This is a genomic window from Methylobacterium sp. 142-1Y (assembly GCF_057747795.1).
The window spans coordinates 3,022,413-3,037,500 of record NZ_CM173224.1 but is presented as its reverse complement, the minus strand read 5'-3'; the positions used below and the strand labels follow the sequence as shown (position 1 = coordinate 3,037,500).

The 15,088-nt window shown below is 68.2% G+C and carries 6 protein-coding genes, 2 tRNA genes and 2 rRNA genes (1 of these 10 running past the window's edge); 4 read left to right on the top strand and 6 right to left on the bottom strand.

From position 1 onward, the window contains the following. The 5 genes from AC3AOF_RS13765 to AC3AOF_RS13745 form a co-directional block, all read right to left on the bottom strand. Positions 1-485 (bottom strand): 23S ribosomal RNA (locus AC3AOF_RS13765); it reaches 2,332 nt to the left of the window's first position. Between the two features lie 267 nt (positions 486-752). After that, positions 753-828, bottom strand: a tRNA-Ala gene (locus AC3AOF_RS13760). Positions 829-866: 38 nt separating this feature from the next. Further along, positions 867-943 (bottom strand) — tRNA-Ile (locus AC3AOF_RS13755). 151 nt (positions 944-1,094) lie between these two features. Next, positions 1,095-2,577 (bottom strand): 16S ribosomal RNA (locus AC3AOF_RS13750). The 16S and 23S rRNA genes sit together here with 2 tRNA genes alongside, the layout of an rRNA operon. 763 nt (positions 2,578-3,340) lie before the next feature. Next, on the bottom strand, positions 3,341-6,172 hold the full coding sequence (locus AC3AOF_RS13745; RefSeq protein WP_488348821.1) for a PAS domain-containing protein: 2,832 nt from the start codon (positions 6,170-6,172) through the stop codon (positions 3,341-3,343). A gap of 202 nt (positions 6,173-6,374) precedes the next feature. Between AC3AOF_RS13745 and AC3AOF_RS13740 the strand changes: the two genes are divergently transcribed. The 4 genes from AC3AOF_RS13740 (at position 6,375) to AC3AOF_RS13725 (ending at position 12,363) form a co-directional block, all read left to right on the top strand. Next, positions 6,375-6,947 carry a helix-turn-helix domain-containing protein gene (locus AC3AOF_RS13740; RefSeq protein WP_236990882.1) on the top strand — a complete coding sequence of 191 codons (573 nt, stop codon included), beginning with the start codon at positions 6,375-6,377 and terminating at the stop codon, positions 6,945-6,947. Then, positions 6,860-7,450, top strand: a complete 591-nt coding sequence (locus AC3AOF_RS13735; RefSeq protein ID WP_236993125.1) for an IS630 family transposase — start codon at positions 6,860-6,862, stop codon at positions 7,448-7,450. Before AC3AOF_RS13740 ends, AC3AOF_RS13735 begins: the two co-directional genes overlap by 88 nt. A gap of 264 nt (positions 7,451-7,714) precedes the next feature. Next, the gene (locus AC3AOF_RS13730; RefSeq protein WP_488348820.1) at positions 7,715-8,650 is read left to right on the top strand and encodes a CgeB family protein; all 936 of its coding nucleotides are present in this window, start codon (positions 7,715-7,717) and stop codon (positions 8,648-8,650) included. A gap of 11 nt (positions 8,651-8,661) precedes the next feature. Continuing rightward, positions 8,662-12,363 (top strand): glycosyltransferase family protein, encoded by a 3,702-nt coding sequence (locus AC3AOF_RS13725; RefSeq protein ID WP_488348819.1) that lies wholly within the window; start codon positions 8,662-8,664, stop codon positions 12,361-12,363. Between the two features lie 31 nt (positions 12,364-12,394). Here the strand turns inward: AC3AOF_RS13725 and AC3AOF_RS13720 are convergent, their stop codons facing one another. Then, positions 12,395-14,665: a TonB-dependent siderophore receptor gene (locus tag AC3AOF_RS13720; RefSeq protein WP_488348818.1), complete on the bottom strand. Its 2,271-nt coding sequence runs from the start codon at positions 14,663-14,665 to the stop codon at positions 12,395-12,397. Between the last annotated feature and the right edge of the window lie 423 nt (positions 14,666-15,088).

Genomic DNA, 15,088 nt, shown 5'->3' with positions numbered 1-15,088 from the left:
ATCGGTCGCTGAGGAGTACTTAGGCTTGGAGGGTGGTCCCCCCATCTTCAGACAGGATTTCACGTGTCCCGCCTTACTCGTGTCCTGGCATTGGCTTGTCCCGTACGGGGCTGTCACCCATCCTGCCGGCCATTCCAGGCCGTTCCGGTAAGCGTCATGCCAGGCGCTGGCCTGGTCCGCGTTCGCTCGCCACTACTGACGGAGTCTCGTTGATGTCCTTTCCTCCAGGTACTGAGATGTTTCAGTTCCCCGGGTTCGCTTCAAACCCCTATGGATTCAGGATTTGATACCTTCTCGAACCATCGTAGCGCAGACCCAGGATCGCTCCTGGACCTACGATACGGTGGCTGAAGGTGGGTTTCCCCATTCGGAGATCCTCGGATCAAAGCTCGTTCGCAGCTCCCCAAGGCTTATCGCAGCGTACCACGTCCTTCATCGCCTCTCAGCGCCAAGGCATCCACCAGATGCTCTTAAGGCACTTGATCGCTCTCATGATCGGTGTCCGGTGTGGTCGAAAGCCTTTGGCTTCGACCACGACCATCCACGGTCACGATAAAGACCGGCAGCAGGTTCTTTCGAACCCGCTGCCTTATGCTTGCCGAACGCACCCCGGCCGGCCGCTTTCGCAACGGCCAGGGCACATTCCCTCTTCACGATGTCAGATATCCGCAGCCACCCGCGATATGCGTCGATGGTGCGAAGCTCTTTGATCCGGACGACCCTCGACCTCACTGCCGATCGGCAGGGGAGGGTGGTGGAGCTGGACGGGATCGAACCGACGACCTCATGCTTGCAAAGCACGCGCTCTCCCAACTGAGCTACAGCCCCGTGGGCGCTACTCGTTGGCAGAGGTCATCTCCTGATCCTGGTGGGCCTGGGACGACTCGAACGTCCGACCTCACCCTTATCAGGGGTGCGCTCTAACCACCTGAGCTACAGGCCCGTCGCTGGTTCCACCAGCGTGTCCGGATGATGAGAAAGAGAAACGAAGACGGCGCGTCCCGCCATATGGGCTCTGACTGAGCCCTGATTCCAATGACGCCGTACGAGGAGAGGACCGGTCACCCGATCGTCCTGACAAACAGCATCCTTAGAAAGGAGGTGATCCAGCCGCAGGTTCCCCTACGGCTACCTTGTTACGACTTCACCCCAGTCGCTGACCCTACCGTGGTCGCCTGCCCCCTTGCGGTTGGCGCAGCGCCGTCGGGTAAGACCAACTCCCATGGTGTGACGGGCGGTGTGTACAAGGCCCGGGAACGTATTCACCGTGGCGTGCTGATCCACGATTACTAGCGATTCCGCCTTCATGCACCCGAGTTGCAGAGTGCAATCCGAACTGAGACGGCTTTTGGGGATTCGCTCCAGGTCGCCCCTTCGCTGCCCATTGTCACCGCCATTGTAGCACGTGTGTAGCCCATCCCGTAAGGGCCATGAGGACTTGACGTCATCCACACCTTCCTCGCGGCTTATCACCGGCAGTCTCCCCAGAGTGCCCAACCGAATGATGGCAACTAGGGACGTGGGTTGCGCTCGTTGCGGGACTTAACCCAACATCTCACGACACGAGCTGACGACAGCCATGCAGCACCTGTGTGCACGCCTCCGAAGAGGACTGTGGATCTCTCCACATCGCATGCCATGTCAAGGGATGGTAAGGTTCTGCGCGTTGCGTCGAATTAAACCACATGCTCCACCGCTTGTGCGGGCCCCCGTCAATTCCTTTGAGTTTTAATCTTGCGACCGTACTCCCCAGGCGGAATGCTTAATGCGTTAGCGGCGCCACTGACCTGCATGCAGACCAACGGCTAGCATTCATCGTTTACAGCGTGGACTACCAGGGTATCTAATCCTGTTTGCTCCCCACGCTTTCGCGCCTCAGCGTCAGAACCGGACCAGACAGCCGCCTTCGCCACTGGTGTTCTTGCGAATATCTACGAATTTCACCTCTACACTCGCAGTTCCGCTGTCCTCTTCCGGTCTCAAGCCAACCAGTATCGAAGGCCATTCCGTGGTTGAGCCACGGGCTTTCACCCTCGACTAAATCAGCCGCCTACGCGCCCTTTACGCCCAGTGATTCCGAGCAACGCTAGCCCCCTTCGTATTACCGCGGCTGCTGGCACGAAGTTAGCCGGGGCTTATTCCTCCGGTACCGTCATTATCGTCCCGGAGAAAAGAGCTTTACAACCCTAAGGCCGTCATCACTCACGCGGCATGGCTGGATCAGGGTTGCCCCCATTGTCCAATATTCCCCACTGCTGCCTCCCGTAGGAGTCTGGGCCGTGTCTCAGTCCCAGTGTGGCTGATCATCCTCTCAGACCAGCTACTGATCGTCGCCTTGGTGAGCCGTAACCTCACCAACTAGCTAATCAGACGCGGGCCGATCCTTCGGCAGTAAACCTTTCCCCAAAAGGGCGTATCCGGTATTAGCTCAAGTTTCCCTGAGTTATTCCGAACCGAAGGGCACGTTCCCACGCGTTACTCACCCGTCTGCCGCTGACCCCGAAGGGCCCGCTCGACTTGCATGTGTTAAGCCTGCCGCCAGCGTTCGCTCTGAGCCAGGATCAAACTCTCAAGTTGAAGAGCTGATCATAGCTGATCACAACTAAAACGGAGGCTCACGACCGATCGGCGTTTCCACCGGATCGTGTGAGCACCGAAACGTCGGATCAGCATCATCCTACTCATGATCCCACCCGAAGGCAGGATCCGCAGGGACGACGCCGTCCACGCTTCTCTTTCTCGTATGAACTTGTCAAAGAGCGGGTCGGGCCGGGAGCCAGACCTTGTACCCTGGAGAACAGAAAGCCGAGCCGGGTTTCCCTGGCCCTTGCTTCACCGTCTCTGGGGAAGTCCTTCGAGGCAGGCCGTTTGCTCGGCGCCCCGTCGGTGAGCGGCTGTCTAAGGGTAGCCGGCTCGCCTGTCAACACGGCTGCGATCCGAAGAGCACGGCCGAACTGACAGCGGCATATCGACGGCGATTCCGCGCGGTTGAGAAGCGTGCGGGTCGTGTGAACGAGCCTGCGATGCTCTCATATTTTTCCGGCCATGTTCGTGATGGCGGGCAGCGACGCGGACGGTCCGCGGTGCCGGCACAGAATCGAACACGAGGACGGACCATTTGGAGAATGCCGTGGCCGAAGCCGGCGCGTAGCGGGCAGGCCGCATGGGCTCGGGCGATGCATCCCCATTCCTTATCTCGCAATTCGCATAAGCAGCATTATGGAATGGAAGCGTGAGGCTGGGCCTGCCTCGCCCCCGCAACGACGGTGCTGCTCCGGACCTTTGATCTCGCTACATCATTTTCTCCGACGAGCCACAATCCGCTTCGCCGGAGGGTCCTCTATCCCACCCGCTGCCGCGCACCCTGACGAGTGACCCGCCGCAGGATGTGACCGAGCTGCTCGGCCGAGTACGGCTTGTGCACGAGTTCGAAGCCGTGGGCGTCGTCCTTGGCCAGGACGTTGCTGTAGCCGGAGGCGAGCACCACCGGTAGGCGCGGCAGGCGTCGGCGCAACTCGTGAGCGAGTGCGAGGCCGCCCATGCCGGGCATGACCACGTCGGAGAAGACCACGTCGAACCCGGCCCCGTCGGCGCCGATCCGGTCGAGAGCCTCCTCGGCGTTGGTCGCCCAGGTGGTGCGGTAGCCGAGATCCTGGAGGATCTGGGTGCAGAAGCGGCCGACCTCGATGTTGTCCTCGACCACCAGCACGCTCTCGCCGGCGCCGATCGGCGAGGCCGAGGGATCGGTGGCGGTTCCATCGTCGTCGCAGGCCGCCTCCGGCGCCTCCGGCAGGTAGAGGGTGAAGGTGGCGCCGTCGCCGGGACGGCTCGCCACGTCGACGTCGCCGCCCGACTGCTTGGCGAAGCCGAAGACCTGGGAGAGGCCCAGGCCCGTGCCGCGTCCCACCTCCTTGGTGGTGAAGAACGGCTCGAAGATGCGGCCGAGGAGCTCCGGCGGCACGCCCGGCCCGGTATCAGTCAGCGTGATCGCCGCGAAGGCGTTCTGCGAGCCGGCATGGCCCCGGATCGGCGGCATCGGAACGCCGCCGGTCAGGCTCAAGGTAAGCGTGCCCTCGCCCTCCATCGCGTCGCGGGCATTGACCGCCATGTTAATGAGCGCGGTCTCGAACTGGCTGAGATCGGCCCGCACGAAGCACGGTTCGTCCGGCAACGACACCGCCACCCGCACCCGGGCGCCCGTGACCGTGTCGATCATGTCCGCCACGCCGCGCACCTTCTCGCCGACGTCGAACACCGCCGGCGAGAGCGCCTGGCGGCGGGCGAAGGCGAGGAGCTGGCCGGTGAGCTTGGCGGCGCGGTCGACCGTGTCGGAGACCGCGTCGAGGTAGCGGCGTTTGCGCGCCTCCGGCAGTTCCGGCCGGCGCAGGAAGTCGACCGAGGAGCGGATGATGGTGAGCAGGTTGTTGAAGTCGTGGGCGACGCCCCCGGTGAGCTGGCCCACCGCCTCCATCTTCTGCGACTGGCGCAGCGCCTCCTCGGCCTGGGCCAGGGCCGCGGCCTGCGCCTTGATCGCCGTCACGTCGCGCACCGTGGCATAGACGCGCCCGTCCCGCGGCACGGCGTTCCAGGACAGCCAGCGATGCGAGCCGTCGCGGTGCCGGGTGCGGATCTCGAAATGGGCCTGCGCCTCGCCGCGGGCGAGGCCCTCGGCCGTCGCGACCGCGAGCGGCCGGTCGTCCGGATGGACGAGATCGAGGAACGAGCGGCCGACGAGTTCGCTCTCGCTCCAGCCGAGGAGCGCCGTCCAGGCCGGGTTGAGGCTGAGGAGACGGCCCTCGGGGGTGGCGATGCAGAACAGATCGGTGGAGGCCTGCCAGATCTGGTCGCGCTCGGCAGTGCGCTGGGCGACCTGTGCCTCCAGCGAGGCGTTGAGGACCCGGAGCGCCTCCTCCATGCGCTTGCGCTCGGAGATGTCGCTGAAGAAGACCGCGACCTTCGCCAGCGCCGGGTTGCCGACCCGCAGCGCCCGCACGTCGAACCACCGCCCGAACACGTCGGCCTGGTTCTCGAAATGCACCGGCTCGCCGGTCAGGGCCACGCGGCCGTAGGTGTCGAACCAGTGCCGCTCGAGGTCGGGGGCGAACTCGCTCACCCACAGGCCCGCCACGTCGGCCCCGGTCTGGCGGGCGAAGGCGGGGTTGGCCTCGGCGATCCGGTAATCGATCGCCCTTCCCTCGCCGTCGAACTTCATCTCAAGAATGCAGAACCCCACATCGATACTGTCGAGCAGGGTGCGGTAGCGCTCCTCGCTGTCGCGGAGCGCCGCCTGCGAGCGGACCTGCTCGGTGACGTCGTAGCCGCCCACGAAGATGCCGGTGACCGCGCCGGATTCGTCCCGCAGCGGTTGGTACAGTAGGTCGATGGCGCGCTCCGCCGTGTCGCCGGAAAGGCGGATCGGCATGGCGCGGGCCGCGAAGGGCTGCGCGGTGCGGTAGACCGTGTCGAGGAGTTCGTAGAAGCCCTGCCCAGCGAGTTCCGGAAAGACCTCCCGTACGGTGCGGCCGAGGAAGTCGCGCGCGCCGGCGATCGTCACATAGGCGTCGTTGACGTATTCGAAGACGTGGGCGGGCCCGTGCAGGACCGCGACGAAACCGGGCATCTGCTGGAAGATCTGCTCCCGGCGCCGGTGCGCCTCGTGCAGGGACAGGGCGGCCTCGGACAAGGGCGGCCCTTGGGACGGGACCTGTCCCACGATCCCGCTCCCTGTTCCGCCCCTCGTCGACGTGCCGGCCGCCGCGTCCGGACCGGGCGGCGGGGCCGCCATGGGGAGGGGCCGGATGACGACCGGGTGATGGAGCACGGCGGTGACCGCGCCGGAGGCGTCGTGTACCGGGACATGAGTGACGCTCCAGCCGGGCTCCTCCGTGGGACCGGCGACCGTGTCGGGCCGGCCGGTCGCGACGGCCCGCGCGATCGACGACCGGATCGACGCGATCCGGTCCGGCGCGCCGAGGGTCGCGTCCCGCGAGACGTCCTGCAAGACCTCCTGCAAATGCCGCCCGACGAGGTCGTCCGGGCTGCGCCCGATGCGCGCGGCGAGATAGGCCCGGTTGACCGCCATGACGCGGCCCTGCGGGTCGAGGACCAGGCAGGGATGCGGCGAGGCGTCGAAGAGGCTCCGGTAATCCAGGGCCGGCGGAGGGGCCATCATGCGGTCAACGGGCCATCGGTCAATGGAGGGGATCGGCCCGGATCGGCCTCGGATACGGCAGAGATGGCGCGGCGGCACCGTTCGGGCAACCGCGGCCTTTCCTCCTCTCATACGATTTCCGTATGATTCGATCAGCTTAGCTGTGAACTGACGGGTGTGCTGGCGCATTGGTCGGTCATGCTGTTTGTCGAAGGAGGCGGCGATGGCTGGCCCGGTAGCCCACCTGAGCGTGTCGGAGTTGGCGGAGCGCTTCACGGCCTGCCGTGACGCGCGCACCGCCCGCCAGACCCAGGCGATCTGGCTTCTGGCCAAGGGCCACAGTTTCGCAGAAGCCGCCGCGGCGACCGCCTTCAGCGAACGCTGGGTGCGCCGTTTGTGCGAGCGCTACAACGCTGAGGGGGTCGAGGCGCTGGGTGATCGGCGCCGCCACAACGGGGCCGCGGCCAGCCTCCTGACGCCAGATGTCCTCGAGCGATTGCGTCAGCGCCTGGCCGAGCCGCCGCCGGACGGGGGCGTGTGGACGAGCCGCACGGTGGCGGACGTCCTGGCCCAGGACCTGGGGCGCGAGCAGGTGGCGGTGCAGCGCGGCTGGGAGGCGCTCAAGGCGCTGGGCTGGTCGCTGCAACGGCCGCGCCCGCGCAACCCGCGCGCGGCCACGCCCGAGGCTGCGCAGGCTTTTAAAAAAAGTTGGCGCAGGCCGTCGACGAGGAGGAGGCCCGTGAGCCGCGCCTGCCGGTCGTCGTCTACGCGATGGACGAGCACCGCCTCGGCCTGAAGCCGGTCACGCGACGGGTCTGGGCGCCGGCGGGAGAGCGGCCGGTGGCGCTGGGCCAGCATCGCTTCAAGTGGCTGCACGTCACCGCCTTCGTGGCGCCGGCCATGGGCGAGACGGTGTGGTACCTCTCCAACGGCCTGTCCAAGCCGTTCTTCGAGCGACTCTTGGCCGACTTCGCGCGCGAGGTCGGAGCCGGCACGCGCTGCCGGGCGGTGGTGATGCTCGACAATGCCGGCTGGCACACGCAGCCCAATCTAAGCGTGCCCGAGGGTGTGCGGCTCGTCTACCTGCCGCCCTATACGCCCGAACTGCAGCCGGCCGAGACGTTGTGGCCGCTGGTCGATGAGCCGGTGGTCAATCGGTACATCGCCAACCTGGATGAGTTGGAACGCGTGGTCGAGCAGCGGTGCGCGACCTTAAGCGAGCAGCCCGGCCTCATCAGCTCACGCACAAGCTTCCACTGGCTGCCCAAAACCGCAAAGCCAAAGCCCAAGCTGGCCTAATCAACCGGAAAGCGTATCATACGCTTTCCGATTGATCGCTTCGCGATGCGGAACGCGGCTTCGCTCAGGCGCCGCGCGGACTGATGACACGGAATCCGGACGTGATCGTCCGAATTCCGTATCATGCGGCCGTTCCGAGCGAGGCCTTGATCTCGGCGGCTTTTGCGTGTTCGGCATCTCCCGATCCATCCTTTCCCCATTCGCCCCCTCGCCGCACCGGTCCGCATGCTCCTGAAAGGCTCGTCCTCCGCGAAGGTCCTGGTGGTGAGCACGAGCCCTGACGCGGTGAACCACAACGTGCCGATCCGCGACGCCCTCCGGGACGGCTTCGAAGAGGTGCTCGGCGCGGTCGCCGTGCGGGCAAGCCCGCTGGAACTCGCCGGCGAGGCCATCGCGGCGTTTCACCCGAGCCTCGTCGTGGCGCTGGGCAGCGTCGCGGTGGATGCGGCACCCTTGCGCGCCCTGTCGCGCGGCGTCCGTCAGGTGGGGGGGCGCCTCGCCTTCTGGCTCCACGACGACCCCTACGAGTTCGATTACGCGCCCAAGGCCGAGGCTCTGGCCGACCATATCTTCACCAACGACCGCTGGGCCCTGCCCCATTACCGGCATCCTTCCGTCTCGCATCTGCCGCTGGCCGCCTGCCGCCGGACCCATGACCGCCCGGTGCGGCCGATCCCGGAGCGCTCCCTCGACCTGTTCTTCTGCGGCGCCGCCTTTCCCAACCGGATCGCGCTCTTGGAGAGGGCGCAAGGCAGCCTGTCGGGGTACCGGGTCGAGGTGCGCGGCGCAGGGTGGCCGGCCGCCCTGCCCTTCGCCGAGAACATCCGCCTGGCGCCCGCCGCGATGGCCGACCGGGCGAGCGCTTCGCGCCTCACCCTGGCGGTCGGCCGCGACCTCGACATCGCCAACCGGCGCTTCCGGCTGCCGGCCTCGACCCCGGGCCCGCGGGTCTTCGAGGCGGCCCTGGCGGGGGCGCCGCAGCTCTGCTTCGCTGCCGGCCTCGAAATCCTGGATTATTTCGAGGAGGGCCGGGAGATCCTGCTCTTCGACGACGTCCGGGAGATCGCCGACGCCATCGCCCGCTCCCACCGCGAGCCCGCCGCCTTCGCGGCGATGGCGGAGCGCGCCCGCGCCCGCGCGCTCGGCGCCCATACCTACCGCCACCGGGCCGAGACCATCCTGGCGGTGATGGCCGCGTGACCGGACACCCCATGCCCCGCAAGCCTCTCTCGGTGCTCCTGCTCGACACCGAGCCGCGGACCAGCAACGCCTATATCACGCTCGCGGTCGCCGACGCCCTGCGGCGCCATCCTGCCGTCGCCCGGGTGGTGCGGGCGACCCATGCCGACGCGGTCCCGCTGGCGCAGGCTGAGCGGTTCGATCTCGTCCTCGCGTTCGGGGGGGCGAGCCGCCACCACGCGCTGCTGCGCCGCCTCTGCGCGCTCGCCGGCACCAGCGCGCTCTGGACCACCGAGGACCCTTACCTCGGTGCCGCGAATGCCCGGCTCTCGGGCTGCTTCGACCTCGTCTTCACCAACGATCGCGGCTCGCTCCCGCGCTATCGCGCCGGTGCCCGGCACCTGCCGCTGGCGGCCACGACCCTGTTCCAGGATCTCCCCGTCCGGCCGGACGATGCCGAGTACCGCTACGATCTCCTGTTCGTCGGGACGGCCTGGCCGAACCGGGTCGCGACGCTCAATCGGATCGTGTCGGCCTTTCCGCGCGACCTGAGGGTGAAGATCGCGCTGCCGGCCAATGCCTACCTGCCGCAAGCGGTGCCGGTGCGCGACGACCTCATCGTCGACTGGCGCTGCGGCAACGAGGATTTCGCCCGGTTCGCCAATGCCAGCCGGGTGGTGCTGACACTGCCGCGGGTCTTCACCGCGGGCGCCGGCGAGACGCCGTCGGGCACGACGCCGCCGCCGCGGCTGTTCGAGGTCGCGCTGGCCGGCGGGGCGCAGCTCGTGGTCGGCACCGATCCCGAAACCTTCGACTATTACGAGGCGGACCGGGAAATCCGCGCCTGCTCGGAGGACGACGCCGTCGCCGCGGTCGCCGCGATGCTCGCCGATCCGCAGGAGCGCATCGCCATGGCCGAACGGGCGCGGGTGCGGACCCTCGCGGAACACCTCTACGATCACCGGGTCGACGTGATCGTGCGGGCGGTCATGGAGCACGAGACCGTTCCGGCGGCGCCAGTGCCCGCCGCCACCAAACCCCGAATCCTCTTCGTCGCCCATAATCGGGCCGGGCGGCGCCAGGGCGGCGGGGTGGAGTTCTACCAGGAACAGCTGGCCGAGGCGCTCGACGGGTTCGAACCCCTGTTCCTCTATCCCTCCTTCGAGGAGGATTCCTGGGTGTTGCGCCTCGACGAGGGCGAGACATCGGAATCGTTGCCGATCCCTCCGGCCGAGACACTGCTCGCCAGCCCGGAGATCGAGGCCCTGTTCGAACGCATCCTGGTCGGGCGCCGGGTCGACCTCGTCCACGTCCACCACCTGCTCGGCCTGCCCCTGAGCCTGCCGGCGATCGCCCGGGCCCACGGCGTGCCGGTGGTGGCCCAGTTGCACGACTTCTTCCTGATCTGCCACCGCTACACCCTGATGAACCAGCACGGCCGGTTCTGCGACGTGGTGAACCGGGGCGAGGCGCAGTGCGACGGCTGCCTTGCCACCACCGAGGGGCGGCCCGCCGGCGCCAAGGCGCGGCGTGACGGGTTCGTGGCGCGGATGCTCGGCAGCGTCGACGCCTTCGTGACCAGCACGCCCGCCACCGCCGACTACGTCCGGGCCTTCTACCCCGAGGCGAGGGCCCGGGTGGCGGTGATCGAAATGGTCGATGCGGAGCCGGCGGCCCTCCCGTCCCCGGACGCCGCCGAGACGGGCGCGCCCGAGCCGCGCCGCCCGTTGCGTGTCGCGGTGCTCGGCAACGTCGTCGATCACAAGGGCGCCCGGACCCTGCTCGAACTCGTGCGCACCACCGAGGGCGAGGGCTTCGTCTTCGAGGTGTTCGGCTACATCGAGACCTACCTCGTCGCGGCCTTCGAGGCGCAGGCCGGCGAGCGGCTGCGCTTGCGCGGCGGCTACACCCGCGAGGAGGTGCCCGCCCTGCTCAGCAACTGCGACGTGTCGCTCCATCTCTCGCTCTGGCCCGAGACCTACATGATCTCGCTGACCGAGGCGTGGCGGGCCGGCCTGATCCCGATCGTCACCGATCTCGGCGCGCCCGGTGAGCGGGTCACGGAGGGCGTCGACGGACTCAAGGTCCAACCCGGCGAATCGGGCGCCGTGCGCCAGGCCCTGCGGCGGCTGAGCCACGATCCAGGCCTCATCGCCACCTTGCGCGCGGGAATCGCCCGGAAGACCTTGCCGAGCGTGGCCGGGCATGCCGCACAGATGGCGGCGCTCTACGGCGACCTGATCGCGGCCCGCCCCGCGCCGCATGCCACGCCGGACGAGCCGGCGGCCCCGTTCACCCTCTCGGCCCTCGAACTCGGCTACCGCCTCAACCATCCCGACTGGACCGATCCGGCGATCGTCTGGGACGGGACGGAGGAGACGAGCGCGATCACCGACGGCCTGCCGCCCGCGGTCGCCGAACGTCCCGAGCGGGTGCTGGCGCCGAACGAGCCGGGCCTGTCCTGGGAGATCGCCGATCTCGTCGTCGACGGCCAGCGGCTGCCCGGCCGGATCGGCGCCTGCGCGGCCTGCGACAGCCTTTCGCTGCGCGGCTGGATCTGGCGACCGGAGGCCGGGCGGCCGGCCCGGACCTGGCTGCGCCTGCGCTCGAGCAGCGTTACCCGCTTCGTCACAGCCCTCCCCGAGCGCCGCCCCGAGCTCGCCGGCCGGTTCGGCAGCGGACGGGCCGAGCAGGCCGGCTTCGCGGCGCAACTGCGCATGGCGGACCTGCCGGGGGGGTGCTACGCGATCGACCTGCTCCAGGTCTTTCCCGACCATGTCGCGGTGGCCCAGGAGATCGCGCACGTCGTCGCGCCCGAGCTGGCGGCGCCGGGGCCGGTCACGCCGTGGCGGGCCGGCCTGCCGGTGCCGGAGGGCGCGGTCCGCAGGGGCGCGGCGCCCGCCCGATTCGCCGGCCACGGGTTGCAGGTGATCGAGGGCGTGCCGGTGGCGCGCCAGGGTGGCCTCACCCGCCTCGCGGTGGCGCTGCCGCCCGGGACGCGGCGCGGACCGGCCTTCCTGGTCCTGGAGGGCGAGGCGGGCACGGCCTGGACCCGCGCCGTGTGGCACGACGAGAACGGAACGGAGCGGATCGGCACCGAAGCGCAGATCCGCAACATCCCGCCCGGACCTTATCGCATCAGCGCCCTGATCGGCGACGAGGCCGGGGCGGACTCACCCAAGGCCGGGGCGGACTCACCCAAGGCCGGGGCGGACTCACCCAAGGCCGGGGCGGACTTACCCAAGGCCGGGGCGGACTTACCCAAGGCCGGGGCGGACCTGCACGAAACCGGCGCCACGCTCTTCGTCGCGCCCACCGCCCGCCCCTGCCTGGTCACGGCGGTGCCGCCGCCCGCCTTGCGCCGGGCCTGGATCACGCGGGTGCGCAGCCGCCCGAGCCTCGACGCCGTCACGCTCGGCGAGGCCTCGGCGCTGCTCGGTACTCCCGTCACGGTCTCGGGCTGGGGCTTCACGCCCGGGCGCGGCCGGCCGCTCGCCTGGATCGCCCGCTGGGGCGAGCGGGGCCAGCGCCGCTTCATGATCGCCGAGAGCTTCGCCCGCCAGGACGTGGCAGCGCATCTGAAGGATGCCGACGCGCTGACCGCCGGCTTCGAGATCCAGGTCCCCCTCGCCGCCTTGCGGGACGGGAGCCTGCGGGTGTTCCAGGTCTACGAGCGCGGCGCGGTCGCCCTGCCGGATTTTCCGCGCCACGTCCTCGGGATGATCCCGGGATGAAGGGGCGGGGAGCCAAGCCCCGCCCCTCCTCTCACCACTTGTAGCTCAGGCTCGCGGTGATGCGGCGCTGCTCGCCGTAGAAGCAGGCGGTGACCGACTGGCAGGACGAGACGAAGCGCTTGTCGGCGAGGTTGGCGGCGTTGATGGCGAAGCGCCAGTTGTCGCGGCTGTAATGGATCACCGCGTCGAACAGGGCGCGTTCCGGCACCGTCAGGGTGTTGTTCACGTCGGCAAACGAGCGGCCGACATAGCGCACGCCCGCACCGAAGCCGAAGCCGGCCCAGTCGCCGGTCGGGATGGTGTAGTCGGCGAAGACCGAGGCCAGGGTCTCGGGGGTGTTGGTCGGCGTCCGGCCGATCACGCCGACATCACCCTTGGTGACTTCGAGGTTGTAGCTCGTGAACGACGCGACGACGTTGAAGTCCTTGGTGATGTTGGCCACCAGCTGCGCCTCGAAGCCGCGCGAGCGGGTCTCGCCGAGCTGGAGCTGGTTGAGGGCGTTGGTCGGGTCCGCCGTCAGGGTGTTGGCCAGCGCCAGGTCGAAGGCGGCGAGCGTCAGGAAGGCGTTCGCGCCCGGGATCTCGTACTTGACGCCGGCCTCGTACTGGTCGCCGGTGGTCGGCTTGAACGGCTGGCTGTAGAAATTGGTGCCGACCTGCGGGTTGAAGAAGGTCGAGTAGCTGATGTACGGCGCCAGGCCGAAATCGAAATTGTAGATCAGCCCGTAGCGCTGCGTATAGGCATTGGCCGATTGCCGCGTCTGCGTGCTGGCGAGCCGGTTGTTGACCTCGTTCGAGGTGAAGTCGCCGCGGCCGGACACGACCAGGGTCAGCTCGGGCGTGAGCTTGATTTGGTCCTGGAAGTAGAGGCCGAGTTGCTGGAACACGTCGTAATTGACGAGGTACGGCGCGACCGGGACGCTCGGGCTGCCGTAATTCGGCGTGATGATATTGAAGTTCGCGACCGTCGGGCCGACGAAGCCGCCGGTGGCCTGGTTGTCGTTGAGCTGGAAGTTCTTGTAGTCGAGGCCCATCAGGAAGGTATGCTTGAACAGGCCGTCGTCGAACCGGGCCACCGCCTGGTTGTCGACGTTGAACAGGCGCGCCCGCGACGAGGCGCGGAAGCGATAGCGGGCGATCTCCGTCTGGTTCACATCGGCGTAGCCGAGCCCGTTCAGGCCGAACAGGCCGCCCAGGAACGCATCGTCGAGGGATTCGCTGAAGGCGTAGCGCAGGTTCTGCCGGAAGGTCCAGGTGTCGTCGAAGACGTGCTCGAACTCGTAGCCGACGCTGGCCTGGGTCCGCCGGTAGGTGTTGTTGAACGGATCCGAGACGTTGTCGTGCCGCGGAATGCGCAGCCCGAGCACGGTCGGCCGCACCGTGCCGTAATAGGGCAGGAACGCGTTGAGCCGGCCGGTATCGTCGTACTGGAAACTCGACAGCAGCGTGAAGGTGGTGGCGCCGTCCGGCTTGTAGGTGAAGGCCGGGGCGATGGTGCCGCGGTTCTCGTCGAGCCCGTCGATCTGCGTGCCGCCCTGCCGGCCGATGCCGGTCAGGCGATAGAACCACTTCCCGTCCTTGTCGGCCGGCCCGCCGAGATCGAAGGCGAGGTACTTCTGGCCGAACGAGCCGCCGCCTGTTTCGATATAGTTCAGGGGCTCGAGCGGCGGCTTCTTGCTGATCATGTTGACGAGGCCGCCGGGGCCGCCCTGACCGAACAAGACCGCGGCCGGCCCGCGCAGCACGTCGATCCGCTCGAGGCCGAACGTGTCGACCTTGTAGGCGGCAAAGCCGTAGTTGAAGAGCTGCAGGCCGTCCCGGTACAGGCCGGTATCGTTCGCCGTGAAGCCGCGGATCAGGAAGAAGTCGACCCGCGGATCGGGCCCGAAGACGTTGCCGAAGACGCCGGCCGAGTAGCTGATCGCGTCGCCGAGCTGCTGCGGCTTGAGGGCGTCGAGCTGCTCGCGGCCGATCACGGTGATCGATTGCGGCGTCTCGATCAGCGGGGTGTCGGTCTTGGTCGAGGTCAGGGTGCGCTTGGCGACGTAGCCCTCGATCGGGCCGCGCGGGTCCTCCTTCGGGCGGGCCGCGGCGACGGCAGCCCCGGCGGGCGTACCGCGTCCTGCGACGTCGATCTGCTCGAGCTGGATCGTGCCGCCGGCCGCGGCGCCCTGGCGGGGCGGCGTCGCCTCCTGCGCCGCCGCATTCTGGGCCGCGGCGGCCAGGCCGAGCAGGGAGACACCGCCGACGAGCGCGGCGACGAGGCGGCGGGAGGAGGTGGAGACGCGGGGATGGGGACGCATGGCGTGACCTTCGGGCAACGGCTCGCCTGCCCCGGGGGCTCAGGGCCACCCAGGCTGACGCCGTTCTTTAGAATGAAACTAACCTGTTGAGATCGTTCGATTTTTTCTATCACGTCCGATCGGCGTGCGAAGGTGGAAGCCCGGATTGCGCGGTGGATGTTAGTGCCCGTGTCATATCCGCAACGACGGGGGGCGGGTGCGGGGCCGGCATCGGGGAAGACGCGGCGCAGGACATCCCCTCTCCCCGCGGGCGGGGAGAGGCCTGAGCTCCGAAGGGGCTCAGGGAGCGGCGAACCGCAGGTTCGCCGCGAGGGTGAGGGGGTGTTTCCAGAGGAGCCACACCCGGAAACACCCCCTCACCCTCGCTCCGGCTCCGCCTCCGCTTGCCGACGACACGACAAGGTGTCATCGGCCCTCTCCCCG

Coding starts and splice junctions, on each gene's coding strand:
- AC3AOF_RS13725 (WP_488348819.1), top strand. CDS start 8,662: ATGCCCCGCAAGCCTCTCTCGGTGCTCCTGCTCGACACCGAGCCGCGG.
- AC3AOF_RS13745 (WP_488348821.1), bottom strand. CDS start 6,172: ATGATGGCCCCTCCGCCGGCCCTGGATTACCGGAGCCTCTTCGACGCC.
- AC3AOF_RS13740 (WP_236990882.1), top strand. CDS start 6,375: ATGGCTGGCCCGGTAGCCCACCTGAGCGTGTCGGAGTTGGCGGAGCGC.
- AC3AOF_RS13720 (WP_488348818.1), bottom strand. CDS start 14,665: ATGCGTCCCCATCCCCGCGTCTCCACCTCCTCCCGCCGCCTCGTCGCC.